Genomic DNA, 25,533 nt, shown 5'->3' on the forward strand with positions numbered 1-25,533 from the left:
TTGTATTCACTCTGACTCAAGTAGCATGATCTGATGAAAAAAGACCAAAGTTTGATACGAAAATCCCATTTTACGGGCACTAAAATACGTAACCTTAGAAAGCGTAATCACCTGACCCTAGAGGATTTATCTGCACGATGTATTCGAGTGGATGCACAATCAGCGCCTTCTGTGTCCTATTTATCTATGATTGAGCGCGGAAAAAGAACGCCAAGCCTTGATATGCTCGATAATTTAGCCGAGGTTTTTCAAAAGCCGTTGGAGTGGTTTTTAGACAATGAACCGGAGCCCGATACCATCACACCAGTAAAAGGTAACCATGGGGGTATAGAAGGTATGGCACTTGAGCCGAACTTTCTATTTTCTAACGATATCTTGCAAATAGCTATTCCTGAAATGCTGTCTCAGACAGGGATCAGTGGCCGTCAATTTGCGCAGTTACTGATCCGCGCATATCAAGAACATCATCAAAATCACTTTCCTGATTTAGAACGAGCTGCAGAGGAGGTTGGGCAAAAAAATTTGTATTTGACCAGCGATGATTTAATAGAGATTGCCCATGAGAAGGGGCTAGTTATTAAGTGGTTTGAACAAGCCAATATAGAAGAAACTGAAAACGATAGTGAGCAGCCAAAGGCGCTCGTAACATCTTATTTTTCTGCGCCGAATATTGTTAACCTAAATTATGTTTTGCAACAAAGGCAAAGTCGATTGAAATATGATTTAGCTGTTCATATTGGACATGCTGTATTACATAATTTGGAGGGACTGCAATGTACTTTAAAAATTGGCGGGCATGACACGGATGCGATCCGAGAAGCAAGTACGCCAAGTGCGCAAGATACATTGAATGCATGGCGGGATTTTGAGTCAAGCTTTTTTGCTGGTGCTTTACTGTGCCCCAAAGCGCCTTTCCGTCAGCTTTTAGATCGCACAGGTTACGATTTAAAGGTACATAAGCAACTAAATATCTCGGCATCTGTTGCAATGCGAAGAATGACGGTGGTGTCGTCTTATCCGCATTGGCATTATTTTGATGCTTACAAACCGGGTAAGTTAAAAGCGGTGTATCGAGGAAATGGGATCCCTTTACCCTGGGGGAATATGCGCAGTGTTGAGGACCCTTGTCAGCATTGGGCTGTATTTCGAAAGTTTGCGGATAGCAGTGGTGAAAGTAGTGCTCAACTCTCCATATTGACTGTTGGTGGTGAAGCGCGATTGTATTGCTGTGAATCTGTTCAGGTTGATGACCTAGCCGGAAATGGACATATTTTGTGTGCAGGTATTGATTTAAATCCTGCGATACTAGCGCAAGGTGGCGATCCGCAAATAATTGTGTCGCAGCTGAAGAAATTATGCATAAAGCATGGTGGATCCAGTGTCATCCCTCGCTCGCTCAGGGCTCAGTTACTGAGTGTTGCACGCATTTTAAATATCAACTGGATTGAACGAGGAATGGACAATGAGGTACGTGTGATCTGTACTCGAGGTAATGAGTGTCCAAGATCTCCGAGTTGTTACAATATCTAGCTTGAAACAGAGTACCCATTATAGTAACTTTGGTTTTTAGTATGAGGAGTGTAGATGAAGCGAAAAATACAGAAGTTGACCTCGTCTAGTCCTGGGGTTATTGAGATTTTTTCCGAAATTGATGAATTGATGAATGGCTTATATCCAGCAGAACTAAATATTTTGTTGCCTACAACAGAAGTTGATAAAGATAATGTCGAGTTTTATGGGATCTATCTAGAGAATCGTTTAGCTGCGTGTGGGGCTGTAGTCATCAATCAAGATGCAGACGGCGCATATGGCGAATTAAAGCGAATATATGTAAAACCAAACTTTCGTGGATTAGGCTTATCAAAAGCAATTTTGGGTTACTTAATATCTCTGGTTACTGATCGTGGACTGAATAAAGTGATGTTAGAAACTGGCGCAAAACAACATGAAGCCATTGCACTGTATCGGCACTTTGGTTTTTACGAGCGAGAAAGTTACGGAACTTATCAACCAGATCCTGAGTCTGTATTTATGCAACTATATGTTGCGGATAAATTAACAGCGCGTTGAGCTGTCCGTAGCAAAGAATATTTTGTATATCTTTAAGGAGTTTATGCGTGTGAAGACGTTATTGATCACCGGCGCAAACCGAGGTATAGGGCTTGCTTTAACTAAAGTGTATTTAAAAGCGGGTTGGCAAGTTTTAGCGACATGCAGGGAGCCAAGCCAGGCTGAAGAATTGCAAGCACTGACATTACGCTATCGTTCATTAACCATCTTTACGTTAAATGTTACTGACTATACTCAAGTAAGCCAGCTGGCGACGCAGCTCAGGGGTCAGGCGATCGATGTTTTGCTCAATAATGCGGGTATATATGGGCCAAAAGGATACAAGTTTGGAGAATGCGATGAAACAGCCTGGAAAGACGTATTTGAAACCAATGTGATCGCGCCAATAAAGTTGGCTGAAGCATTTATCACTCATATTAAAGCAAGTGAGTTAAAAACCATTGCTGCTATCTCCTCACGTGTAGGGAGTCACACAGAAAACACCAAAGGAGGCGGGTATATCTATCGCAGCTCTAAAGCGGCGCTTAACTCATCGATTAAAAGTTTGTCTAATGACTTATTGCCTCAAGGGATAAAAACGGTGTCGTTACATCCTGGGTGGGTGAAAACATCGATGGGAGGCCCTAACGCTTTGATTGGTGCTCAAGAGTCTGCAGAAGGCTTAAAGCAGGTGATAGATAATTTGCAAGACGCTCAAAGTGGTGGATTTTATAGTTATCAAGGTGAGGAAATCGCGTGGTAGCGACACCTCGAATGTAAAAAAGGTACCGAAAAAAGGATTTTACATCGCTAAAGCCGTGTGGTTAAAACTTAACCAGTGTTACTTGCAGGTCAATTGAGTTGTCAAAACCCATCTCATTAAAGTAATGACTATATGCAATTTGTAAACTAAAGCGTGCACTGAATTTGTACTTTATGAATGGTTTAACATACGTTGAGTTTTCAAATTGATAGAGCTCTTGCTCTTGGCATTGTTCACAGCGGAATATTGTGCGAGTCAGATCGTTATATCGATACCCTCCTAATAGGCCAATTTGTAGCTGGTTTTGATAAAGGAAAGGATAGAATATTCCACCTTCAGCATAAATGGCTTTACCAAAAATGCTTGATTCTTTGCTCGAAAGCTCACCTGTAAATTCGTTACGAACTGATTCAGAGAAGGGCAGTTTGTCTTCTATATAAATAAAATCTATGCCCACAGCAAAAGACATATACGAGTTGTATTGACCGCTGTAAAAAGCCCCAAGACTTGCACCATAGTCCTCTAAAAGTAGATTCTGTTCCGGTTTATTAGTTTGATTATTCACGTTCAGGTAACTGGTTTTTACACCAATATGGTACTTATAAAAGTCTAGATCGTTGGCGTGTACTTTCGTGTATGTAATTAACATACCTATTAAAGCAAGATTAAGTAATACTTTTATTGTGCATCTCATAAATGATCAGTCCTTTACTGAAAGTAACAATCTCGTACTAAATGTACTGCGTGCTTTTCGGTTCTTGTACCGTAAAAAATAATGCTGTTTTGGTATTGATAGTGATACGATTTATCTGTCTCTTTACTATGTGGCGTTGCGCTCCAAACTTGCGTCATAGGGACATTTGGAAACGCAAATGGATTCAAAGCAGGCTCTTCACATTGGTTTTCGATGGTACGTTGTAACTCTTTTAAATTTGGCAGCCGCCAAGGCATTTGAGTTTGCTCGCTGATCTCTTGCGCATGTTCGAGAGCTTCTTGCCATGTGTATAAGTTCGCTTCTCCTTCGATGCAATTTTCACCGTTTTTTCCTGCCACACATGCTTGCCAAATCAACCCTGTAAATGTATCGAGTACACTGCCAGTATTATCCCTTTTAAATCGCCCAATCGGTGCTGTCGCATCAACTATGCGATTACAGCGTTGTTTTGGTGCGACTTCATTCCTTAGCTGACTGTTTATTTCCAAGTCATTCTCTGCTGGGAGCTGGCTGACAAAAGCATTGCCTCTGACCAGTCTTATCATTTGTTTATTGGCACTGACTCCCCCCGCAGCGGTACCAAAATTAAAGTTAACCGCCCAAATGCTGTTTGTATCATCGGTATCTATGGTATCTGTCCAGTAGTTTCCTACCTTTGTATTTGGAAATGCGGTTAAATCAATCGCGGGTTGAACCGCGCTATAATCAACTAAATCTTGTAATTCTATTTTAGAAGGCAGCCGCCAATCTGTAAAACCGCAGAGTGCTTGCTTATTAATGAGCGTGAGATACTTGTGTGTATCACAGGCCCCTTCAACACTACAGACACCTAGGTTTTCGCTAGAATAGTCGAGAAAACGAGGATTTGCATAACTGTAGGTTTGATCGGCTGCGTTAGCGAGCCCACTCGATTGTGGTGCTTTCACCTCCCAAATAAGTCCCGTGTGATTATCTTGAATACATTGCCACGTTTGCGCGTCATTCGGCAGCAGTTCGCCATTGTTCGATATTTTAGAGTAATCAAAGCCAGCATTACCAAACCCTACTTTTTCGAGTGTGCCTGCTAGGGCCTGCTGATCTCGGCCTATCTGGCAGTCTTGCATAAAAGGAGCTTGCAGATTGCAAAGCGATAAGTTTTCGGTTGGGTAGTCGGCGCTATAGCGTATGCCAGTGTCATTACCTTTGAGAATAATGTCATCGCAGCTACAGGGGCCATTACATAAAGGAACCGTGGGTAATGTGACCATGATTGGGTCATCAACAGTGTCACTAGGCGACTCGTTATCTTGGGAGTCATCAGGGCTATAATTACAGCCAGTGAGCGTAATAATAAAACACAGGTAAATAGACTTTTTTCGATACTCTTTAGTGTATATAGCCGCTGTAGATATCTTCATACTTTCCTTTAATTCAGACTGTAATAGATGTTTACTGTTTTTATATTGGCAATATTTAACGGTGGTTATTTACTTTATATTAGACACAGACTTTTATTTGAGCAAAGTTGGGCTTGTTTAAATAAATATTCACATAGATATTTTTGCAGTTCGCTGTCTTCATTCTATGCTTATGGCTAGATGTAGTTTTTGTATTACTTGGTAAAACAATGCGTAGTAGTACCTAAAATAATTTTAAATACAAAATAAAGGAAATGTTTATGGAGTCAGTAGATCCCCTGTTAATTGCATTTTTACCCAAAGATATTCGTTCTATGTTTTTCCCGTATGCGAGTGTTCAATTGGGGGCTTTGCTACTTAATCTAATACTCGGGTTTATACTTGCATCAGTTATTGGTTATCACTTTCGTAAATATTCTTCTGCATTTTGTAACAGACAAGACTTTTCGCGGTTATTTCCGCTGTTGATGCTGACCGTGATTTTGATTATTACGGTTGTGAAAGCCTCGCTTGCTCTTGCGCTAGGACTGGTTGGCGCATTGTCTATTGTCCGTTTTAGAACGCCTATTAAAGAGCCGGAAGAGTTGATTTATTTGTTTTTAAATATAGGTATAGCGGTGGCATTAGGGGCCGGTCAAACATTGGCGGCGATTGTTGCTTGTACAGTCACATTGCTACTCGTTACTTTGGTTAAAAAACGCCATGCTAAGTCATACGAAGAGAGTGGCCTATTTTTATCTTTGAGTTACGTAAAAACAGATGAAAATACTCAATCAGACATTTCTTTAAATTCATTAAAATCGACACTTGAGCGACATTCAGTGCGAATGGAAATGCGGCGATACGACACAGATGATGTGCGTTTTGATGCGACATTCTTTATTTCAATTAAAGGGGCTCAAGACGTTGACCAGCTAGTGAGTGAACTTAAGTCACAGTATTCAGGTATTAATATTTCGTTGTTAGAGCAGCATAACATAACAGGTGTGTAGCCATGCGTTTAGATTCGATACAAGCGCAGACATCAAAAGCTGAAAAGTTGGCTTTGATAGTGGCCATATGTATTATCGTTATATTATTGCTGCCCTCTGTCAATATGCTAAAAACGTTACTGATCCAAAGTGGCTACGTGTCTTTGCATCAAAGTGGCCAAGCCAAAGCAGCCCAGTTAGCCAGTGATATTATAGAAGCCCCGGTAAATTGGGCGTTAGCGGAGACAGATATTCCAGTTATTAAACTGGATATAAAATATCAAGATTGGCTGTTGTTAGAGCAAGACCGAAATACGGCTTTAAAAAAGGGTCAAATTCAAGATCAAAGAGCACAAGTGTCTGGTAATGTATTTTTTGAAAATCAGAAATTTAAAGCCAGTGTTAGGTTGCAAGGAGACATGCTTGATCATGTCGCATCACACAACCGCTGGTCGCTAAGAGTAGAATTAAAGCAAAAGCAGGCTTTATTTTCAGCAAGACGCTTTTCTTTGTTGAGCTCTAACGTGAGAATTCACCAAGGCCCAATGTTATTTGCGCAAACTATGCGCCTCGCTGGGTTTGATATTATTTCGCCGACGTACAAGCCTGTGCGGGTTATTTTAAATGGTCAAGATTGGGGCCTAATGATGTTTGAGCAAGCCTTTAGTCAAGATATGCTTGCAACAAATAACCGCACTGAAGGCATGATTGTTAGGTTAGACTTATATCAACAAACCGCTTCTGAAACTCAGCAATTACAGCGCGTATTAAAACCAAGGGTAATACAACGCAATACAATATTAAAAAATGAAAGCCTAAGCAAGCAGCGGCAAATAGCATTAGCCTTAGTGAACGATTTTATAGACGATAAACGGATCGCGAGCGATGTATTTGATGCACAAAGGTTAGGGCAATATTTAGCTACCGTTGATGTTTGGGGGGCATGGCATGCACTCACATGGAATAATTGGCGTTGGTACTACAATCCACATACTGCTAAGTTGGAGCCTATTCAAAGTGATGTGGCGGTTACTCCGGCTGAACATCACTGGCTTATGCAGCCACCTTCGCAAAGTTTTTTGATCAGTAAAAAAATGCTTGAAGACCCGGTTGTAAAACAGGCATACGATGCTGCAATTTCAGAATTAGCAGCACAATTTAATGGTGGCACGTTACTGAAAAAATTAGGTGCGTATCAAACTAATTTTATGCAGCAATTACATATGAGTGCGCCGTTAGTGAATGCATTTGACCTTGACCTATTAAAAACGCAAGTACAGTGTATTGTGCAAGGTTATTTAGACACACCGTGCCAGAATATTATGCCCATGGACCCTCAATTGCATCGGCACATGAGCAGTATGGTGGCACAAACTAGTTGGGATCTTGTCAGTGAGTTAAAATACACTGATCAGGCGTCGGAATTTAAGATACGTAATCCAGGGTCTCAGCCCCTTGAAATAAAAGGACTGACGGGTATTAACTCATTTGAGTTACAGTTCCCGTTAGAGGATGTTAATGCCCAAATGCCATTCAAACTTGCACAAAACGCTGAAATAACCCTTTTGCTGCCCAAAGAGCTAACGCAGGTGAAGGTAACAGCGGGTGTAACGGGTAAAAAGAAAGCACAATTTACCTTTATAAAAGATGTTAAGCCATTAAGTTTTATTCCACGCCCTAATCAAGTTGCCAATGTTGCACCTTACGCCTTTATAGAGGTAAGTGGAAATACTTGGAAAATACCCAGTGGGGAATGGGAAATAGAAGATTACATTGTAACGCCTGCTGATATAAACCTGATAATTGATGCGGGCGCTCACTTACGCTTTACTCAAGGCTCAGGAATGATGATATTTGGTAAAATAACATTCCAAGGGAGTGACAATAACCCTATTGTGATAACACGTTCAGAGGGGGTGCCATATTGGGCAGGGATCACGGTATTTAATCATAATTCGAAAACTGAATCTTTTGTAAAACATGTACAATTAAGTCACGCGAGCAGTCCTAAACTGGGCTTATGGCAACCCAGAGGATCTGCATATTTTATTGGCGGGAAAGTTAATATTGAAGGGCTAAGTATTAGTGATAACTACTCTGAGGATGCGCTAAATATTATAAATGGCGATGTAAATATCACTCAGTTATCGATTCGTAATGCACTCTCTGATGCATTTGATTGTGATTTCTGCACAGGAGAAGTGGCTGATTCAAGGTTTAATGATGTTGGAGCTCGTTCTGGTGGAGATGGTATTGATGTGAGTGGGTCTAAGCTCAAGATCAGTCGAACACAGTTTACCAATATACGTGATAAGGCCATTTCTGCTGGCGAACGCAGTCATTTATCAGTATACGATAGCCAGTTTAAGAAAATTAATTTTGCGTTGGTTGCCAAAGATGACTCTCGTATTGAAGGCAGCCGCTTAGCTGTTCAGGAAGTAAATCATTATGCCCTGATGAGCTACAGTAAAAAGCCATACTTTGGGCCTGGAAGCATGTCGGTCTCAGAATTTACGTGTTTGGATACTGGCTGTGGCCAAAAAGTCGTAACACAAATAGGCAGTGATTTATCAGTTAATGGTAAGAAAGTAATACCACAGCCTTTGAGTGTAAAAGGGTTATATCAAACAGTAATGAAATCGGATAAGCCAAAATGACGCAGCCCAGTAGACGTTTTGAGGTAAAAATACCTATTCCGCTAAATCGCTTGCACACTGTACAAGCATGGTTAAATACTCATGCGCTGGGCTTTGAAAAGCGCTACTCAGATAGATTCGTTAATAGTTTATATTTGGATGATGCACATCTAGAGCGCTACGAAGAGAACTTAAGTGGTATTAGCTTTCGTAAGAAGGTGCGTATTCGTTGGTATGATGATTTAGCAGATGTTAATAATGCGAAGCTTGAATTTAAACACCGAGAAGCGGGGAAAGGGTACAAAGTCACTTTTGGATTAGATTTTGATTTCAATAAGAATAAAACGCAGTGGCCCAGTATTTTACGTGATGCTTATCGTTCATTACCACACAGAGGTCAGATATTATGGGGTAATGAACAAATGCCGGTGTTGATTTGTCGGTATCAAAGGCAATATTTTGAGTCTATATGTCGGCGAATAAGAGCAACTTTTGATCAAGATATGCATGTGTTTGACCAACGTTATCATGCTAAATTAAACCTGCACAAACAGGTTTCTCTGGGCGCGTATGTGTTGCTTGAACTTAAAACTGATGAGCAATATGAAGCTGATTTAGCGGCATTAATCGCGACATGTCCATTGAGGCCCTCTCGTCATTCAAAGTACGTCAACGGTATTCGAATGCTGACGTGGTACTAATGACATACTACTGATAGCCCACTCGTTAAGTTTATAAATAAGAGCATATAGATAGCGATTAATCATATTATTTATCAAGTTAAGTTACTGCTATAAGTAACAAAGGGCTGTAAACGCCAATGCATGGCGATTAAACTTTGACGGTATATTTATAGACATTAAACTGATTTGCTAGAGGTAAAACGATAAAGGTAAGCATATTCAGTTAATAGTTCAGAAAGTATTCTAAGGTCTTCACTAATAGGGATTAATTTTGGCTCCGACATGTGTTTAGGAGTGACTCGTAGTTGCTTTATCACCTTTAGGCTTTTCTTTCCATCAATGGCATAGGTTGCATATTGATTAGTTTGACTTGTTAACTGAATAAATGCTTGATAGACGTTATGTATGTGTGGTTCAAGTGGCGAGTTGAGAGTATTTAACGTGAGTCGGGTATTGTTAAGTAACTCAGTCCAATGTTTTAACTGCTCATGGTTTTTTTTTATCATCGGTTTCATCATTGGAATTACTACACGCCTATCAAATAGTGTGAGGTTGTCCGTAGTTGTAACGTATAAGCTTTCAAGCTTTGTAGCGCTTGAAGCAGAGAATTCTGAAAGTTGCTTTTGTAGTAATGAGGAAATAACATTTTCAATTTCCGATGTTTGGTGCTTAACATTTTGAATAAAGGTTTGTATTTTTATGCTCGTATAGTTTCTTTTCTCTACATCATCGGCGAGCTTTGCAATGGTTCTATGATGATTTACTAATTCACTGTATGTTTCATTAAGAATTAATATCTTCCATTGAGATGCATGTATTTCCAATAGCGATTTTACAGGGTTTAACTTAACATATTCGTTGTAATTGTGAACTGCGGTGATTAAGGGGAGCAATGGATTGTGATTTTTTAACTTTTTTAATTATTGATTGACTTGCTGGTAGTTATAACCTTTTTTTATTTCGTGTAAGACTTTATATGCATTTATAGGCTTATTTTCTATGAATAGTGATTTTGCATTTTCTAGTTTAATAAGGTTGTCTTTTACTTGAGCAAGTTGGGTACTCCAGTTTGCTGAGTCATGACCGGCTAATATTACGAGCGCTTCGTATTGCGCTATTAAATCACGCTTTTGTATCGCGGTGTTTAGTGTGATTTCTTGCTGCTGAATATGACTGGGCTTACAAGCACTCAAGCTTATACAAAAGGTCAGTGTTGCTAATATTCTTTTTTCATAAAAGTCCTTTTTTGTATACTTTAAAGTAGCAAAGAAAATAGAAAGGAAGCAAGTACATTTGGCGAATATGCACATATACTGAAGAAAGAAGTGATTGATATCATAAAGATTTAGCTTGCTGGCAGTCGAGCTTTGAACTAGCCTAGTAACCACAAACTAGTTATTAAGTGTGAACTATTCAAGGGCATACTGAACATGTTATATTTAGTCACAACAGCACGGAGCGGCAGAATGTGAATAGTAAAGCAGTGATAAAACAATGGACGTATCGTTTCCCAATCCTCACTTCAGTTATTATATATAGTTTATTAGGTGGGCTTTCTCTTTATTTGTCTACTCGTGCACATGGACTTGATATTTGGTATGCGAGTATGGTGTTTGGGTTGTTGTTATCGCAGCAAAGCTATCTTCATTGGGGTAAACAATGCGCAGCCATCTTAGGCACTAACTTACTGCTTTATCTGAGTGTATTTCCACTGTCATCACATCTTGTGACTTCCTCTATTGTGAATGTCTTCGAGGCCATAGTTGTGGCTGTTTTAATGAAACAAGTTACATCGAAAAAACCAAGTCACCAAAGTGTATTTGATTTTACTGTGGTGTTATTTAATGTTTTATTATTGCCTGCATTACTTGGGGGTATTGCTAAAGCATTACTCGATATTACTTTCTCAACTAATGCGCTACTTGAGGTATTTGTTGGTACATTTTTGAGTAGTATTGTTGGAGCTATATCGGTTTTTCCTATTGGTTATTACCTCTATATCAGTAAGCAATCAGATTGGGTGAAGCATGATTTCAAGATGCCAGGAGCACTCGTCTTTATAATGATAACGGCTGTGGTTAACGTCTGTGCGCTAATATACATGCCGTACCCCTATGCCTATACGTCGCTCGCATTGGTATTGTCAACATTGTTTATGCCATTTTTAGGTGTTGCACTAAATATTTTATTAAACAGTATAATAAGTGTGTTATTTGTTTCTCTTGGCATAATCACACTACTGCCTGGCAAAAATTCAGAACTGTTTTTCCTTTTGCCTATGCTCATCACTTATCTAACACCGATCTTACTTGCGATCACAATAAATAAATATAAATTAGCTCATAACAAATTCACATCGGCAAATGAAACAATTCAGCGTATGTACGATTATACCCCTGTTGCAATGTTATCAATTGATAATAAGGGGGTCATTAATGCAGTAAGTGAACAGTGGTTGAGCTTGTTAGGGTATCCAAGAGAGGCTGTGTTAGGTCGCCGAGCAATAGATTTCCTTACGCCTGCTTCTCGAGATTATGCGACTAATTATGTTTTACCTGAATTTTTTAAGTTGGGTAAAGTCGAGCGGATCCGTTATCAGATGCATCACTATGATGGGCATATTATTGATGTAGAACTAACTAGTGTTATGGAGCCTGAATCGCTGCGTGGTGGTAAGTACTTTAACTCTTTAGCTGTCATAAAAGACGTAACAACTGAGATCACATTAACTAAAAGGTTGGCACAAGAACGTGAGTTACTAGAAACAACGCTTATGTCAATTGGCGATGGGGTTGTTGCTACCGATGTGAATGGATTGACGCGTTTTGTTAATCCAATCGCGGAAAGTCTATTAGGTGTTCGCGCGGGAGAGGCTTTGAATAAACCAGCAGAGCATTATATTCACTTAATTGATAGGCATGATTCTACGCGTCTACCGTGCCCTATAAGGCAAGTACTCGATAGCAGGGAAATGTATACCTTTGAACAAGATGCAATACTTGTTAGCAAGTCTGGTGTGCAATACAGCATTCAAGATAAAACAACACCTATTGTAACTTCCAAAGGAGAGCTTCAAGGTGTCGTTATGGTATTTCAAGACGTGACTGAGTTAGTTGCCAGTAATGATCGAATGGCATATCTAGCGCAGCATGATGCATTGACTGGATTACCCAATAGAACATTAGCACTGGATCGTCTGTATCAAGCATGTAGCAAACACTCTCGAGTTCCGCAAACATTTGCCGTTGCTTTTGTTGATGTCGATAATTTTAAGCATATCAATGATTCGTTCGGGCATGATTGTGGCGATGTTGTTTTACAAACTTTAGGCAAAAAGTTAAATACTATTTTGAGATCCAGTGATACTGCTGCGAGGCTTGGAGGAGATGAGTTTTTATTATTATTGCATGGCGTTACCGATAGACAGGCGGTTTCCCAAATTTATGAAAAATTAAATAGGGCGATTAGTGAACCTATTGTTGTAAACAAACAAAGTGTGTCTGTGTCTATTAGTATCGGGGTATGTGTTTTTCCTGAAGATGGTCTTGAGCCAGATACTTTACTTAAACGTGCAGATGAAGCCATGTACCAAGCTAAATCTCATGGCAGAAACCGCTTGAGCTTTTATAGCCAGTCCGCAATGCAAAGCTCATTGAGCCATGTGCAGTTACAGGGGTTAATTAACGAAAATCACAAAAGAAGTGAAGATATGTTCGTTATGACACCTTTAATTAGAGCTGTTGATCATAGTATTCAAGGTATTGTTGTTGATTTTGACCAAGGCAGATGGCTGCCTGAACATAAAGGGTTAGATGTTTTCGTCTTGGCTCGACAACAAAGCCTGTTTTCTCAAATAAACGATTTGTGGTTTTTAGGGTTAAACCATGTTTTATCTGAGGTAGCTACGCATGGTGTTAGGGATATTATTGTTCGTATAAATGACGAGCAGATTCTCAGTGATGAATTTTATCATGGCCTCAAATCCAGTATCAAAGATTTAAATGTAAATCCGAGTAAATTGGTATTGAGCTTTCAAGAGTCTGTATTATGCCATGGCAGCAAGACGGTTATTGATGCGGTGAGCAGACTAAAAGCACTTGGCCTACGTCTAGATGTGAGTGAATTTGGTGTACATAGTATCTCTTTGGACTTTTTAAATTTACTGCCGTTAGATTCCGTGACTCTGGGGGAGGGGTTAACATCGCAAATGGAAACTGAACAGCACAATGAAACATTGACTTATTCATTAGTTAAGTTGGCGAAAAGCCTGAATCTTACGTGTTGCGCTGTGACAGTCTCAACGTCATACCAAGCAACTTTATTAGAAGCTATGGGGTGTGACCATTTACTTGGAAATTACTTTTATAAAACGGTAAATATTGAGCAGCTCAATGTACTTATTGATACACCACAGGATGTTATGCTGGTTAGTTCAAATCAGTAGTTAGGCCAGTTAGTTCTTGAATAAGCATAAATAAATTACATTTAGATGTGGGTTTTGCAAAGTAATAGCCTTGTATACGCTCGATGTCGAGTTCTGAACATATTGCAACCTGTTGTGCAGACTCAACGCCTTCCGCTACAACAGAAATTCTCAGTTGATGTAGCATACTGCTGAGGCCTTTTAGAATATGATAGTACCTTGGTAGTACGTGTACTTTATCTAATAATGATTTATCCAGTTTAACTATGTCTATTGGAAAAGTGAGTAGGTGTGAAATTGAAGAGTATCCTGTGCCAAAGTCATCCAAGGCAATAAGGCAATTTAATGCCTTGATTGCATTTACACTGTCATGAACCGCATCATCTGATCCGAGTAAAGCCGTTTCCGTAAGCTCAAAAACAATATTCTCTCCTTTTGCCTGATATTTCTCTAATGCACTTTGTATGAAAGCTGGGAGGTCTACATCTCTTAACTGCAGCGGGGATAAGTTAATTGCCATTTTAATTGTATAACCTAGCTTTCGACTTATGACCGTTTGTTGATAAATTGACGTATCAATGATCCAGCGACCTAAGGCATCGATTAGACGAGACTCTTCGGCAATATTCATGAACTCTTGTGGATTAGTGTTCAATTTAGCTTTGGGCCAGCGTATCAGTGCTTCGCACGATACAACATGTCGGCTTTGTGTATCAACGATGGGCTGATAATACATTTCTAATTCTTGATGCTCACATGCTTGGCGCAAATCTACCTCAATACGGTATTTTCTCTGAAAATCTTGTTCCATATTATCTTCAAAGAGACAGGCTTTATTTTTCCCTAATTGCTTCGCTCTATACATGGCTATATCTGCATAACGCATTAAATCTTCAACAGTTTGGCCATTTAGTGGGTGCAGAGCAATACCAATACTGCCAGTGACGTGAATACAGCGCTTGTCAATGATCACCGGTTGATTGACTAGGGTAAGGATCCTATTTGCATGCCGTTCTATATATAGCGGAGAATTAAATGAGGTGAGTATAAAAGCAAATTCATCACCCCCAATGCGCGCCACAAGGTCATTTTGCTGTAGCACGCTTTTAAATCGCAGCGCAACTTCTTGAAGTAATACATTGCCAATGTCGTGTCCAAAGCTGTCATTAATATTTTTGAAGTTATCTAAATCTAACTGTAAAACTGCCAAGTTTGCATTGTAAGTTCTATTCGCAATGATCGCGCGTTGCAGTGCTTCGCCAAAATAATATCGATTGTATAAGCCTGTTAAGTGATCATTCTCTGCGAGCTCTTTTACTTTTTGATAGCTATCAATAAGTTTGTTCTCTAATTCAAAGCGTTTTTTAGCTTGCATTAATGCGCGTTTCAACTGGCTTGCGTTAATTTCTGATTTGAGTAAAAAATCTTGCGCTCCCGCATCAATACTTTTTAGAATAATAGATTCGGAGTGCTCATTACTGATCATCACGACAGCCACTTTATTTATCCAAGAGCGACGTTTTAATTCTACTAGCATTTCAATGCCATTCATTTTTGGCATCATGTAGTCTAGTAATATTATATCAAAATGATCGTGTTCTATGAGATAAAGTGCCTGTTCAGCGGTATTTACGACGGTGAGAGACTCACTATTGTTTGTTGAGTTGAGTGAGCGCTGAATAGACTTGCTGTCTACAATGTCATCGTCGATTAAAAGTATATTCATAATACGGCTAACCTTTAGGCAATTGTAGAATGCGCCAATACCCATCTAAGACATCGACCACATCCAAAAATTGATCGCTCACGCGGTCTTTAAGAAAGTAGCCTGCAATATGTTTCTTATAGCTCTTAACAATGTCTTGTTCATTATCGGAGGTGGTTAGTACAAATATTACAATGTCATTCAACATGTCATCATTACGGATAGTATCTAAAAACTCTAGGCCACTCATACGCGGCATTTGTAAATCGAGTAATACAATAAATGGTTTGGTTATGGTCTCTTCTCGAAGTAGTTCTAATGCATGTACTCCATCAATTGCTCGTGTGATCTTGTTTAATATTTTGCGTTTTTTAAAGCTTCTCACAATACTCATAAAATCAATATCATCATCTTCGACGAGCAATACATTCAAGTCATGGTTCATTATTTAATCCTTTTGAATGGAGGCTGTTGAGTTGGTACAGATGGCCAAGTCACTAAAAATGAGGTGCCATTAGGTTGGTCAATTAATGTAATATCCCCAGCGTAATGATTTGCAATTTTTTTACAAATCGCTAGCCCAATCCCAGATCCTTCTTGCTGATCTCTTGGCTTAAGAGTCTGAAACATTTCAAAGATTTTTGAGCTGTACTGAGGGTCTATACCAGGCCCATCATCGGTGACTTTGATTAAGTAAAAGCCTTTTTTCTCTTCTATTGTTACGTCAATGTTCCCGTGGTCAAGGTGGTGATGCTTGATGGCATTTGCTAATAAATTGCGTAACACGATAGCGATTGCATCTTTTTGTAATGACACGATTAATTCACAACACGATAGGTTAAATTCTTTATCTATACATATCATGTCAAATTGTTCGAGTACGAGGTCTTTGAAAGAAAACTCTTCTTTTTCATGCGGGGTTTGGTTTACGCGAGAGTAAGTGAGCATGTCATTGAGCAACTGTGTCATCCGGTTGATACGACTTTTGATCAGTTCAAAGTTTTCAATCGCACCAACAGGTAATTCGCTTCGGTGATCTTCATCTATCCATGATACGAGTTTTGCTATAGCAGTTAAGGGGGCTTTGAGGTCGTGAGAGGCCATATAAGCAAACTGATCAAGATCATCATTAGACTTTCTCAGTTTTTCAATTAACTCTTCTCGTTCGGTAACATCTGTCGCTATGCCGAGTATATAGGTACGTCCATCAATGGCTTCAAAGCGCTTTTTACGGGTGAGTAGCGTTCTTATTCTGTGATCAGGAAATGTGATTGTTTCTACAGTTTCACTATATCCTTGCTCGAACGCTTCTTTATCCCTAGCCAAAAAGAGTTCGGCCTCTTTTGGCTGGTAGTCCTCAACGGTTGTGTAGCCAATGACTTTATCTCTGATATTAGTGGGATACATCGAGAGAAAAGCTGAGTTTGCTTTAACTATTTTAAAACTATCATTTTTGACGAATGCATAATCGGGCATATTTTCAAAAAGTAAATCATTAAACTCAGCCTGATCATAAGCGGAAATATTAAACTCAGCTGTGTCTGAAGGACTTTTTTTATCCATGTCTCAATTCCTTAGAGTACCGTGACTACAAATCGCTTGAACAGTATTTACACCTCTAAGGTATAGTCGGTTTTTACTAAAATAGAAAATAAAGAAGCGATAATCTTGGGTGTTTATTTGGGAGTTGTATTGTACTTTTTTGTTCTGAGCGTCAGCATGGGGGGTCAAGGTCGTTTAGCGAAACTGACGGCAAAAAATAGAGGTTAATCATGGCGAGGGTACCCCGCCATATTTATGTGATATTTGTTATTGGCACTTTATTGTAGCGTAAAGCTGATAGCATTGATTTTTGCTGCCAGTACTCTTATAAGTCCAGCTTTTGCCATACCAGTCGAAATTCGCATATGAAGACTCATCTTCACCGCATTTGATTGTGCTACCTGAAATTTCTTGATTATGGCCACGTTCTTCACAGAACTGATTACCATTGGTAGAGCCAACAAAAAATGATTGAAGGCGACCATTTACCCATACTTTAGGACCATAGTAAGTAGTTGAGCTTGCTGAAAAAACACCATCTTTGTCGAATAGTTCAACTTCCGCTTTGTCGAAGCTGACAGTATCTACTGCTGAGTTTAGAGTGATGATGTCTGATTGTGCTACGACGCTTGCAGTTGAAAGTACGGCAAATAAGCCAAGTGCTAATGTTTTCATATTCATATCCTTTTAATGTTATTAGAGTTCCCAAGTATTAAAACGTGAACATGTGTACTTTTTAGTTACAATTTATTTAATTTATATTAATGATTGCCGTGTGAAATATAGTTATAGCCTGTCGGCTACAGTTGCATATTGATAGAAGGCGAGCTGGCCTAAGCGCCTAAATTTTGGAAAGGGAACATAAGGCAGTGACGTATTATATAAAGGTAAATTAGGGGGAGACTGGCCGGAAATTTGCTGTGCGAGTCTAAAGGCTGCTTGTGCGCTAAAGCTTACACCTGCGCCGCAATATCCTAAGATATACCCAATACTGTCTTTAAAATTAACATGGGGCATATCATCTAACGTCGCCGCAACAAATCCACTCCAGTAATAGTCATGTGATATCCCATTCAAGCAAGGAAAGCAATCGGTTAGCCCTTGTTTCAGGCCTTTCAAGAACCTTGGATGTTGCTGTTGAGACGCAAACACAGCGCCCCTTCCACCAAATAAAAGCCGTTTGTCAGGGAGCAAACGATAGTAATATTTTAATGTACGTGTATCCATCGTGACTTGGTGTGTTTTTAGCCCCGTTAAGCTTAATTCGAGCTGGTTTAGAGGGCGCGTCACCATTATGCTGCTCATTATTGGGATATAGCGATTGTTAATAATGGGGTGAGTTACTTTGTTATTATAGGCATTTCCAGCGAAAACAATATTTTTTGCACGAATGGAAATAGACGTATCATTAATAACAAGTTCATGTCCGTTACTTGTAGAGTGTGACGAGCGCACCAAGCTATTTTCAAATAACGTTACTCCTGCGTTAAGCGTTATTTGTCTATACCCGAGTAACAATTTTAGTGGATTTATGCCAAACCCATCAGACAGTCGCATTGCACCATATGCTTGAGCATGGTTCATGAAATGTGCTTTTAAATGCTCTTTAGATAAGAGCGTCGCACTATCGCCTAACTCGGTTAAAAGTTTGGTTTGTTCTTTAAGACTTTGCATTGCATTAAGAGAGTGCGCGACTTTTAAGTAGCCCCTTTCTTGGCTGTCACATGCAATTGAGTGCTCTGTTATTAAGTTACTTACACGTTCAACTGATTCACTGAATTCAGAATATATCCCTTTAGCGACCGACATGCCCCACTTATTGACAATTTTTGGGTAACTAAGCCGACCTGAACCTTTTAATACAAAACCCGCATTGCGCGCGCTTGCGCCATACCCTACCTGATTGGCCTCAATGACACAGCAATCTATATTATAGTGAGATGCTAAGTAATATGCGGTGAGTAATCCGCTAAAGCCCCCACCAATGATGGCTACTTCAAAAGTTTGTGATGAGGCTGGTGGTGGTTTGGGGGTAGGCAGCGTGGTGCTACTCGCCCAATAACTGGCCGCATATGGCTGAGCTTGGCAATGGGGGTGAGTGAGAGGGTCATAGTATTTTTTCATGGGTAAAACCTAGAACATCAACGCCATTTCTGCGGCTTGGCACTGGCATTTATTACCGCAGATAGTGCAAATATAGCCGTCATTAATACAATTTTCTAACCATCGTTCATCATGAATTTTAATAAGTTGGCCTCCGGCTTTGGTAAAGTACTTAACTGCACCATTACCAGGGCTTTGTTGCCATAAATGCGCGACACCAGCTAAGGCACCTTGTTGTCGTAATGCATTAATTGATGCTTGTAATAGCTTAGGACCAATGCCTTGACCTTGTGCGTTCGGCTCAATAGCAATACATTTAAAGTAAGCCATTTGAGAGGGTAGAACAGGCCATTGTGCTGGAGTACACCATTTATCAATTGGCCACTGTTGTGCGGCATAACTGGTTCTAAAGCCGAGTAACTTGTTTTCATCATCAAGCGCCACAAAGCAAGCATTTATTCCATGTTTTGTGCCTTTTTCGCGCATTTCCTCTAACAATGCGGCGTCTAAATAATTTTCACCATGAACCAAATTGGCTAATGTGACCACGCAATCATAATGTTCACGCTCTAATGGGGTAATCGTCATCAATGGATCTCCATAGACATTATATTTTAACCATACCGATAATTTGATAATAAATCTTTAATATTTTTGTGATAAACAGGTTAATTTCACCTTTTTTTATTTTACTAAATTAATCAATGTATTAGAAAGAAATTTCATGTTGTATAGGCTGCAACATTAGCATTTTTTAAGTAGCTCAATCATTTTGGCTTATTGACAGCGATGTCATTGTGTTAATAATGTAAATTGCTTGTGCTTTTCTCGAATCGGGTACAAGTCAATACAACATGACACAAAGGAAATAAAAATGCATAAATTAATCTTAACGGCGGTTGCTGTAAATATTGCACTGGCTACGAGTGCCTCAGCAATGACCATTCAACCCGACCCTCAAAATCCGACCGGATACATCGTATCAGGAACTGAGTTAACCGCAGCTGAAAACAGACTAACGCTTGATCCAATGTACGACGTATGGGCGAAGGCGCTAGAGACAAGAGACAATTCGATTGTTGAGGCCATTGTCCCTAACGCAGCGGCAAATCCTGTGAACGTAAAGCGTGTAGAGCGGGTTTTTCCTCAAGCACAATGGGATTTTTTAACCGGTATGGCCGCACCCGAATATACCTATACGCGTTTTTTAAGAGCCATAGGTAAATTCCCCGCATTTTGTGGTGATTATACCGATGGTCGCAATGCTGATAAAATTTGTGAAAAATCAATTGTCACTGCGTTTGCTCATTTTGCGCAAGAAACTGGCGGTCACATTGCAAAAGATAATATTTCAGATAATCCTCAGCAACTAGAGGAATGGCAGCAAGCATTAGTACATGTAAGAGAGATGGGCTGGTCTGAAGGTCAACCAGGTTACACAACAGGGTGTGGTCAAAACGATTGGCAGAATCGCCGATGGCCATGCGCTGCGGGTCAGGGTTACTTTGGCCGAGGTGCAAAACAGTTATCATATCACTTTAACTATGGTGCATTTTCAGAAGTGATGTTCAATGGTGATGCAACTGTATTATTGAATAACCCAGGCCTTGTTGCTGATTCATGGTTGAATTTAGCATCGGCTATTTGGTTCTTCTTAACACCACAAGCGCCAAAACCAGCAATGTTGCATGTTATTGATAGAACGTGGGTGCCATCGCAAAGAGAAACTGCAGCTGGGATTGGTTATGGTTTTGGTACAACCATCAACGTTATCAATGGCGGCATAGAGTGCGGTGAACAGAATAAGAATAAAGGGCAGCCAGTAAATCGCATTCGCTATTGGGAAGGGTTATCAAGCTACTACAATATCCCAATTGAAGCAGATGAAGAGAATACCTGTTGGCAACAAACGCCTTATGGTGGTTTGAACTTAGATGGTGCAACTGACGTGTTATTTACCAACTGGGACGGAAATTGGAAATATCATGCTGATAGACCTGGTGGTTTTTCTTTTGAATGTGAATTGGTTGGCTATCAAACCGCATATTCAGCGCTCGAAGCGGGTGATTATGAAAAATGTGTCACTAACTTTTATGGTTCGCACCTAAGCTGGCCTGAAGTTCGCGTAGTGCCTCATATTGATCCACCTGTGGATGTTCCGCCTGTCGGTGGAGTGGCTGCTTGGAATAGCACCAAAGTTTATTTAAAAGGTGATCAGGTTAGTTATGAAAACGCCATTTATGAAGCGAAATGGTGGACGCAAGGTAATATACCTAAACAAGGATCAGGCCCTTGGAAGTTTATTAAAGCTTTACCGTAATTAAATATAATTGTTATTATAAAATAAGCCGATAGGGCAATATCGGCTTATTATTAAAACTGATAAATAGGATCAGTTTATTAGGGTTTGCACGGTACTATTTCCTTCATCATCAGTGAATTTCAATACAAAATCGTCTTTTCCATCGGCATTGATATCAACCAGTAGAATGTCGTTGCTATTTTTTGGTAAGCGATGTTTTATTTTGGTACGTTTTTTACTCAGCAATGTGTCTTCCTGACCATGGTAAATACTTAAGGTTTTACGAGAGTTGCGAAGTACAATGTCATGTTTACCATCGCCATTCACATCACCAATAAAGAAAGACATAATTCTATCATTGCCGTTCATGTTGATCTCCATTTCGACTTCTCTTTCAAGAGTGGGCTCTGCAGGGTAATACTCATTACTTTGCCTATAAAACCCGACGTCAATATCAATATCTGTACTTCCACCACTTAAAGCCATAGCGGCAATCGTGGTAAATCCAAAATCGGCTTCAAACCGCTGTAATTCCATTTTTCCGTCGCCATCAAAGTCATAATCGAATCTGAGCTGACCGGTACCATTGGTGGCTGGTAAAAATGATTTTTCTAGGTGGAATTGACCCATCGCCTTGCCTGGGTAAAGTGCGTAACTGGTCTCTACTTTTATGGCATCCATCCCTTTTGTGCGAGGCGCTTGGCGTGTTATTAAATCAACAAACCCATCGTTGTTGATGTCTTTTAGTGCATAGATGCGCCGCTTGCCTCCATCTTCAAGCTGTCCTAATTTAACGGGTAATTGTAATGGTGTAAGTTCTGCACCATAGCCCTCTTTGGTAGCATAAAGTACTTGGGCTTGATAGCGGGTATGAAACAATAAATCCAACATGCCATCTTGGTTTAGGTCAATGACTTGAGGTTTTGGATTGAGTTCAATTTCAACTTCTAGCTGGTTGCCTTTAAAGTAACCAGAAAGGTCTGATTGCTTAGCGAAAGTATGGGGTGTAAATTGCCCCGTCTTAGATTGAATATAGAGCGTGGCATCGCTGATCCCTGGCAGCATAATATCACTCAACCCATCGTTATTGGCATCCAGCACAAATTCTACTTTATTAAAATTTCTCATTTTTAAATGTGTAAAGAGCGATGATGTTGAAATTAAAGGTGTGTAGTGCTTTTTGTGACTACTAAACACTCCTTCAGGGGTTAACACCCAGGCCTGTGGTGTTGAGTGGTTGGCCGATGTCGCATAATCGAACCCAATGGCATCTTTAGGCATCGAAAGTTCATAGCTGGTCTGATGTTTTACGTCGACGATAGCCAGTTTCTTTAATTCATTATCAAAAGCGTACAGGATCTCTGACTGAGTACTGACTAACGGCTTTTGAGTTTTAATTGCGATAGGTTGAGAGGCCAGAGATATAAAGCTTGTTAGCATTAATATCGCTGTAAATAAAAGTCGTGTCATGATCCTCACCAGTAAAGCCTTTGTTATTATTATTGTTTGAGTATTGATTAAAAACCAATGACGAACAATTCAATTGTTGTAAGAAACTGTTACAAGCACGAGAAAATGACGCCGAACAGTACTCGCTGTAAATCCTAAAAAAAGTTACAATTACGGTCGGTTTTTAATTTGAGTTAAGGGTTTTCTGTGCACGTTGAACGTCAAGCTGTAGAAGCGATTGTTACTACTTTAATGCAAGTTTTTTCTCAGCAGCAATACGCAGATAAAGTGATAGAGCATACGCTTTCAGAGTATCCATATTGGGATCTAAAGCGTAAAGAGTGTTATGTTACAGATGTTTATAATGTGCTGCGGTTTCATCGTAAATTAGAGACGGCTTTGGGCGATATGCGTAGTCGTGATGCACAGACATATGCATGGCAACTTTGGGGGGCCATGACATTACTGCTTGGTGAAAAACCGATGCCAAGTTGGTCTGAATTTGAAGGGCTATCATTGGAAGTGTTAAATAGTAACTTATCAATGGCCAGTGATGCACAAAAGCTCTCTTATCCCGATTGGTTATGGGAGAGAGGGTTAAACGAGCTTGCTGATAAGTGGCCAAATGTGGCACATGCGCTTAATCAGCCTGCAAAAACTTACTTGCGAACGAATACATTAAAAACTGATGTTGCGGCATTACAAAAATCTTTAAGAAAGCTAAATATTGAAACACAGCAAATTGCAGATAGTGACGCCCTTGAGATAACACAATATGGCCCTTTATTTAAAAGCGATGCATTTCAAAATGGCTGGTTTGAAATGCAAGATGCGGGTTCACAAAAAGTGGCCACATTATTAGATGTAAAACCTGGGCAACGTGTTGTTGATGCATGTGCAGGTGCCGGTGGAAAAAGCCTTCATATCGCGGCGCTAATGCAAAATAAGGGTTATGTGTTGTCGATGGATATCCACCAACATAAGCTAGATACATTGAAAAAGCGTGCTAAACGAGCGGGTATTCATACGTTAGAAACCCGTGTGATTAAAAATAGCAAAACAGTTAAGCGCTTAAAAGACAAATTTGATCGTGTTTTATTAGATGTGCCTTGCTCTGGTACTGGAGTTTTAAGGCGCAACCCAGATGCTAAATGGCATTTGAATAATGAGAGTATTGATAACCTGGTTATCTTACAGGCAGAAATATTACAGCGCTACAGTCAGATGTGTAAGCCAGGGGGTCGCTTGGTTTACGCAACTTGCTCTGTATTACCAAGTGAAAATGAGCAACAAATAGCACAATTTTTAGCTGTGAATGAGCACTTTAAATTGTTAGAAGCGCAAAGTTTATTACCGGGTTATAGCTCTGACTATGATGGCTTTTATATCGCGGTGCTTGAGCGTTTACCCGTTTAACTGACCATTGCTTGCTCGAGGTTAATAACCATTCACTATCGTAGTAGAGCATACATTACAAGCTGCTATTCATAATAGCGGCTTATAACCTCTTTTCCGGCTGAGGATGGGCGAATATCCACAGTGCATACTCAACTCTCTCAACTTCCTCAATTATAGAGCACAGTAGATCTCGGCTCATACGCATCGGCGCATTCAATAGCAGCTCATGAGTAATATTAACGACTTATTAAGTATGCTTTCAGTTCTTAAGTGTTATCAATCATATCAGTTATAAGTATTTATTTGTGTGTGTTTTGATAGTTACTTCCAGTTATGGCGCGAACTAAGTCATTATCCATGACAATGTGGGTACCACGTGATTTTTGGAGTTTCCCATGAAAAGTATTCTTGGCTTATTATTGCTGGCAGCAATTTGGGGTGGATCATTTTTATTTATACGCATATTGGTGACAGATCTCGGACCAATTTTATTGATGGAGTTACGCGTTTTGCTCGGAGCGCTATTTCTGTGTGTTGTTGGAGGTCTCTTAAAACAGCAGCCGCAGTTGTGGCATTATAAAAAACATTATTTGATTTTGGGCTGCTTTAATTCAGCATTGCCTTTTTTATTATTTGCTTACGCAGCTCAAACATTAAACGCATCACTGTTAGCGATTTTAAATTCAACAGCCCCATTTTGGGGGGTGCTGATCGGTGCCATTTATTTTAAAGATAAAATGGGTAAGGTAAGAATACTAGGGTGCTTATTGGGCTTGTTAGGTGTGATCACTCTTGTTTGGGCTGATATCGATGTGTCAACGGGGTATTCGGCTGGTGCCATATGTGCAACACTTGGTGCGACGTTGAGTTATGCTATTGCTTCACATTACACTAAATTAGCGCCTGACTGTGGTACTTTAAACAATGCTCATGGCAGTCTATGGGGCTCAGTGATACTCATTTTTCCTTTGCTGTTACTATTTCCATATGATGTAACCTTTAATGCAGATACCTTATGGCCAGTACTATTACTCGGTGTCGTTTGTACTGGTGCGGCCTATATTTTGTATTTTAAATTGATAGCGACCATGGGCGCACAATCAGCGTTATCTGTGACATTCTTGATCCCATTATTTGGTATGTTATGGGGATATTTAGTACTTGGCGAGATCCTGACTCGCTATACTGTGGTAGGCGGTATATTGATACTTACTGGTGTTGGGTTTGTGACGGGCATGTTTAGTCAAGCATGGCAGAACTTACAGGGTAAATATGCAAGTGATTAAAACGATAAAAGGGCCTTACGGCCCTTTGGTGAAGTATCGTTCAAGTTAGTGTGATAGCCTTAACCCCTTAAGGCTATCAACCAATTGTTTTGCAACTGTGTCAGTTTATCT

At 39.8% G+C, this 25,533-nt stretch carries 21 protein-coding genes; 10 read left to right on the forward strand and 11 right to left on the reverse strand.

What is annotated here, in order from left to right; genetic code table 11:
• Window positions 1–33 precede the first annotated feature (33 nt).
• Genes PCIT_RS18340 through PCIT_RS18350 form a run of 3 tightly spaced genes read left to right on the forward strand, consistent with a single transcriptional unit; the run spans window position 34 to window position 2,812 of the window.
• Entirely contained in the window at window positions 34–1,530 is a 1,497-nt protein-coding gene (locus PCIT_RS18340; protein WP_040696073.1) for a DUF3612 domain-containing protein, read from the forward strand.
• A gap of 54 nt (window positions 1,531–1,584) precedes the next feature.
• Complete coding sequence (locus PCIT_RS18345; protein ID WP_010365683.1) at window positions 1,585–2,070, forward strand: GNAT family N-acetyltransferase; 486 nt, start codon at window positions 1,585–1,587, stop codon at window positions 2,068–2,070.
• Between the two features lie 43 nt (window positions 2,071–2,113).
• The gene (locus PCIT_RS18350; RefSeq protein WP_010365685.1) at window positions 2,114–2,812 is read left to right on the forward strand and encodes an SDR family oxidoreductase; all 699 of its coding nucleotides are present in this window, start codon (window positions 2,114–2,116) and stop codon (window positions 2,810–2,812) included.
• Between the two features lie 61 nt (window positions 2,813–2,873).
• On the opposite strand, the gene PCIT_RS18355 is transcribed toward PCIT_RS18350, so the two are convergent.
• Window positions 2,874–3,506, reverse strand: a complete 633-nt coding sequence (locus tag PCIT_RS18355) for a hypothetical protein (RefSeq protein ID WP_010365687.1) — start codon at window positions 3,504–3,506, stop codon at window positions 2,874–2,876.
• Window positions 3,507–3,520: 14 nt separating this feature from the next.
• Window positions 3,521–4,924: an Lcl C-terminal domain-containing protein gene (locus PCIT_RS18360; RefSeq protein WP_010365689.1), complete on the reverse strand. Its 1,404-nt coding sequence runs from the start codon at window positions 4,922–4,924 to the stop codon at window positions 3,521–3,523.
• Window positions 4,925–5,184: 260 nt separating this feature from the next.
• Between PCIT_RS18360 and PCIT_RS18365 the strand changes: the two genes are divergently transcribed.
• From PCIT_RS18365 to PCIT_RS18375, 3 genes are read left to right on the forward strand one after another with little or no spacing between them, the layout of a single operon-like run.
• Window positions 5,185–5,916, forward strand: a complete 732-nt coding sequence (locus PCIT_RS18365; RefSeq protein WP_010365691.1) for a DUF4956 domain-containing protein — start codon at window positions 5,185–5,187, stop codon at window positions 5,914–5,916.
• A 2-nt stretch (window positions 5,917–5,918) separates the two neighbouring features.
• The gene (locus PCIT_RS18370; protein WP_010365693.1) at window positions 5,919–8,552 is read left to right on the forward strand and encodes a CotH kinase family protein; all 2,634 of its coding nucleotides are present in this window, start codon (window positions 5,919–5,921) and stop codon (window positions 8,550–8,552) included.
• Window positions 8,549–9,232, forward strand: a complete 684-nt coding sequence (locus PCIT_RS18375; RefSeq protein ID WP_010365696.1) for a polyphosphate polymerase domain-containing protein — start codon at window positions 8,549–8,551, stop codon at window positions 9,230–9,232. The genes PCIT_RS18370 and PCIT_RS18375 overlap by 4 nt, the downstream gene beginning before the upstream one ends.
• 158 nt (window positions 9,233–9,390) lie before the next feature.
• On the opposite strand, the gene PCIT_RS18380 is transcribed toward PCIT_RS18375, so the two are convergent.
• Together PCIT_RS18380 and PCIT_RS18385 are read right to left on the reverse strand one after the other, a co-directional pair.
• Window positions 9,391–10,038 (reverse strand): hypothetical protein, encoded by a 648-nt coding sequence (locus tag PCIT_RS18380; RefSeq protein ID WP_157592752.1) that lies wholly within the window; start codon window positions 10,036–10,038, stop codon window positions 9,391–9,393.
• A gap of 96 nt (window positions 10,039–10,134) precedes the next feature.
• Window positions 10,135–10,407 (reverse strand): hypothetical protein, encoded by a 273-nt coding sequence (locus PCIT_RS18385; protein ID WP_010365700.1) that lies wholly within the window; start codon window positions 10,405–10,407, stop codon window positions 10,135–10,137.
• A gap of 275 nt (window positions 10,408–10,682) precedes the next feature.
• Between PCIT_RS18385 and PCIT_RS18390 the strand changes: the two genes are divergently transcribed.
• A complete protein-coding gene (locus tag PCIT_RS18390; protein WP_010365701.1) occupies window positions 10,683–13,658 on the forward strand; it encodes a sensor domain-containing protein in 2,976 nt (991 codons plus the stop codon).
• Here the strand turns inward: PCIT_RS18390 and PCIT_RS18395 are convergent.
• The 6 genes from PCIT_RS18395 to PCIT_RS18420 form a co-directional block, all read right to left on the reverse strand.
• Complete coding sequence (locus PCIT_RS18395; RefSeq protein ID WP_010365702.1) at window positions 13,642–15,363, reverse strand: two-component system response regulator; 1,722 nt, start codon at window positions 15,361–15,363, stop codon at window positions 13,642–13,644. The two genes, PCIT_RS18390 and PCIT_RS18395, sit on opposite strands and share 17 nt — an antisense overlap.
• Window positions 15,364–15,370: 7 nt before the next feature.
• On the reverse strand, window positions 15,371–15,787 hold the full coding sequence (locus PCIT_RS18400; RefSeq protein ID WP_010365703.1) for a response regulator: 417 nt from the start codon (window positions 15,785–15,787) through the stop codon (window positions 15,371–15,373).
• On the reverse strand, window positions 15,787–16,905 hold the full coding sequence (locus tag PCIT_RS18405; protein WP_010365704.1) for a sensor histidine kinase: 1,119 nt from the start codon (window positions 16,903–16,905) through the stop codon (window positions 15,787–15,789). Before PCIT_RS18405 ends, PCIT_RS18400 begins: the two co-directional genes overlap by 1 nt.
• A gap of 246 nt (window positions 16,906–17,151) precedes the next feature.
• Entirely contained in the window at window positions 17,152–17,559 is a 408-nt protein-coding gene (locus tag PCIT_RS18410) for a hypothetical protein (RefSeq protein WP_010365706.1), read from the reverse strand.
• Between the two features lie 111 nt (window positions 17,560–17,670).
• Window positions 17,671–19,008: an NAD(P)/FAD-dependent oxidoreductase gene (locus PCIT_RS18415; RefSeq protein WP_010365708.1), complete on the reverse strand. Its 1,338-nt coding sequence runs from the start codon at window positions 19,006–19,008 to the stop codon at window positions 17,671–17,673.
• Window positions 19,009–19,017: 9 nt separating this feature from the next.
• A complete protein-coding gene (locus tag PCIT_RS18420) occupies window positions 19,018–19,575 on the reverse strand; it encodes a GNAT family N-acetyltransferase (protein ID WP_010365709.1) in 558 nt (185 codons plus the stop codon).
• Window positions 19,576–19,861: 286 nt separating this feature from the next.
• Between PCIT_RS18420 and PCIT_RS18425 the strand changes: the two genes are divergently transcribed.
• Complete coding sequence (locus PCIT_RS18425) at window positions 19,862–21,307, forward strand: chitinase (RefSeq protein WP_010365711.1); 1,446 nt, start codon at window positions 19,862–19,864, stop codon at window positions 21,305–21,307.
• Window positions 21,308–21,379: 72 nt separating this feature from the next.
• Here PCIT_RS18425 and PCIT_RS18430 read toward each other — a convergent pair whose 3' ends face one another.
• Entirely contained in the window at window positions 21,380–22,759 is a 1,380-nt protein-coding gene (locus PCIT_RS18430) for an FG-GAP repeat domain-containing protein (protein WP_010365713.1), read from the reverse strand.
• Window positions 22,760–22,945: 186 nt separating this feature from the next.
• Here PCIT_RS18430 and PCIT_RS18435 point away from each other — a divergent pair, with 186 nt between their 5' ends.
• Both PCIT_RS18435 and PCIT_RS18440 read left to right on the forward strand, forming a co-directional pair.
• On the forward strand, window positions 22,946–24,154 hold the full coding sequence (locus tag PCIT_RS18435; protein WP_010365716.1) for an RsmB/NOP family class I SAM-dependent RNA methyltransferase: 1,209 nt from the start codon (window positions 22,946–22,948) through the stop codon (window positions 24,152–24,154).
• A 377-nt stretch (window positions 24,155–24,531) separates the two neighbouring features.
• On the forward strand, window positions 24,532–25,422 hold the full coding sequence (locus tag PCIT_RS18440) for a DMT family transporter (protein ID WP_010365718.1): 891 nt from the start codon (window positions 24,532–24,534) through the stop codon (window positions 25,420–25,422).
• Window positions 25,423–25,533 lie beyond the last annotated feature (111 nt).

Origin of the sequence: Pseudoalteromonas citrea, assembly GCF_000238375.3 — a bacterium.
GTDB classification, from domain to species: domain Bacteria; phylum Pseudomonadota; class Gammaproteobacteria; order Enterobacterales; family Alteromonadaceae; genus Pseudoalteromonas; species Pseudoalteromonas citrea.

Excerpts from the sequence above, each read along its gene's own strand:
- PCIT_RS18340 (WP_040696073.1), top strand. The coding sequence starts at position 34 with ATGAAAAAAGACCAAAGTTTGATACGAAAATCCCATTTTACGGGCACT.
- PCIT_RS18360 (WP_010365689.1), bottom strand. The coding sequence starts at position 4,924 with ATGAAGATATCTACAGCGGCTATATACACTAAAGAGTATCGAAAAAAG.
- PCIT_RS18395 (WP_010365702.1), bottom strand. The coding sequence starts at position 15,363 with ATGAATATACTTTTAATCGACGATGACATTGTAGACAGCAAGTCTATT.
- PCIT_RS18355 (WP_010365687.1), bottom strand. The coding sequence starts at position 3,506 with ATGAGATGCACAATAAAAGTATTACTTAATCTTGCTTTAATAGGTATG.
- PCIT_RS18350 (WP_010365685.1), top strand. The coding sequence starts at position 2,114 with ATGCGTGTGAAGACGTTATTGATCACCGGCGCAAACCGAGGTATAGGG.
- PCIT_RS18430 (WP_010365713.1), bottom strand. The coding sequence starts at position 22,759 with ATGACACGACTTTTATTTACAGCGATATTAATGCTAACAAGCTTTATA.
- PCIT_RS18440 (WP_010365718.1), top strand. The coding sequence starts at position 24,532 with ATGAAAAGTATTCTTGGCTTATTATTGCTGGCAGCAATTTGGGGTGGA.
- PCIT_RS18370 (WP_010365693.1), top strand. The coding sequence starts at position 5,919 with ATGCGTTTAGATTCGATACAAGCGCAGACATCAAAAGCTGAAAAGTTG.
- PCIT_RS18405 (WP_010365704.1), bottom strand. The coding sequence starts at position 16,905 with ATGGATAAAAAAAGTCCTTCAGACACAGCTGAGTTTAATATTTCCGCT.
- PCIT_RS18420 (WP_010365709.1), bottom strand. The coding sequence starts at position 19,575 with ATGACGATTACCCCATTAGAGCGTGAACATTATGATTGCGTGGTCACA.
- PCIT_RS18365 (WP_010365691.1), top strand. The coding sequence starts at position 5,185 with ATGGAGTCAGTAGATCCCCTGTTAATTGCATTTTTACCCAAAGATATT.
- PCIT_RS18415 (WP_010365708.1), bottom strand. The coding sequence starts at position 19,008 with ATGAAAAAATACTATGACCCTCTCACTCACCCCCATTGCCAAGCTCAG.
- PCIT_RS18410 (WP_010365706.1), bottom strand. The coding sequence starts at position 17,559 with ATGAAAACATTAGCACTTGGCTTATTTGCCGTACTTTCAACTGCAAGC.
- PCIT_RS18345 (WP_010365683.1), top strand. The coding sequence starts at position 1,585 with ATGAAGCGAAAAATACAGAAGTTGACCTCGTCTAGTCCTGGGGTTATT.
- PCIT_RS18375 (WP_010365696.1), top strand. The coding sequence starts at position 8,549 with ATGACGCAGCCCAGTAGACGTTTTGAGGTAAAAATACCTATTCCGCTA.
- PCIT_RS18400 (WP_010365703.1), bottom strand. The coding sequence starts at position 15,787 with ATGAACCATGACTTGAATGTATTGCTCGTCGAAGATGATGATATTGAT.
- PCIT_RS18425 (WP_010365711.1), top strand. The coding sequence starts at position 19,862 with ATGCATAAATTAATCTTAACGGCGGTTGCTGTAAATATTGCACTGGCT.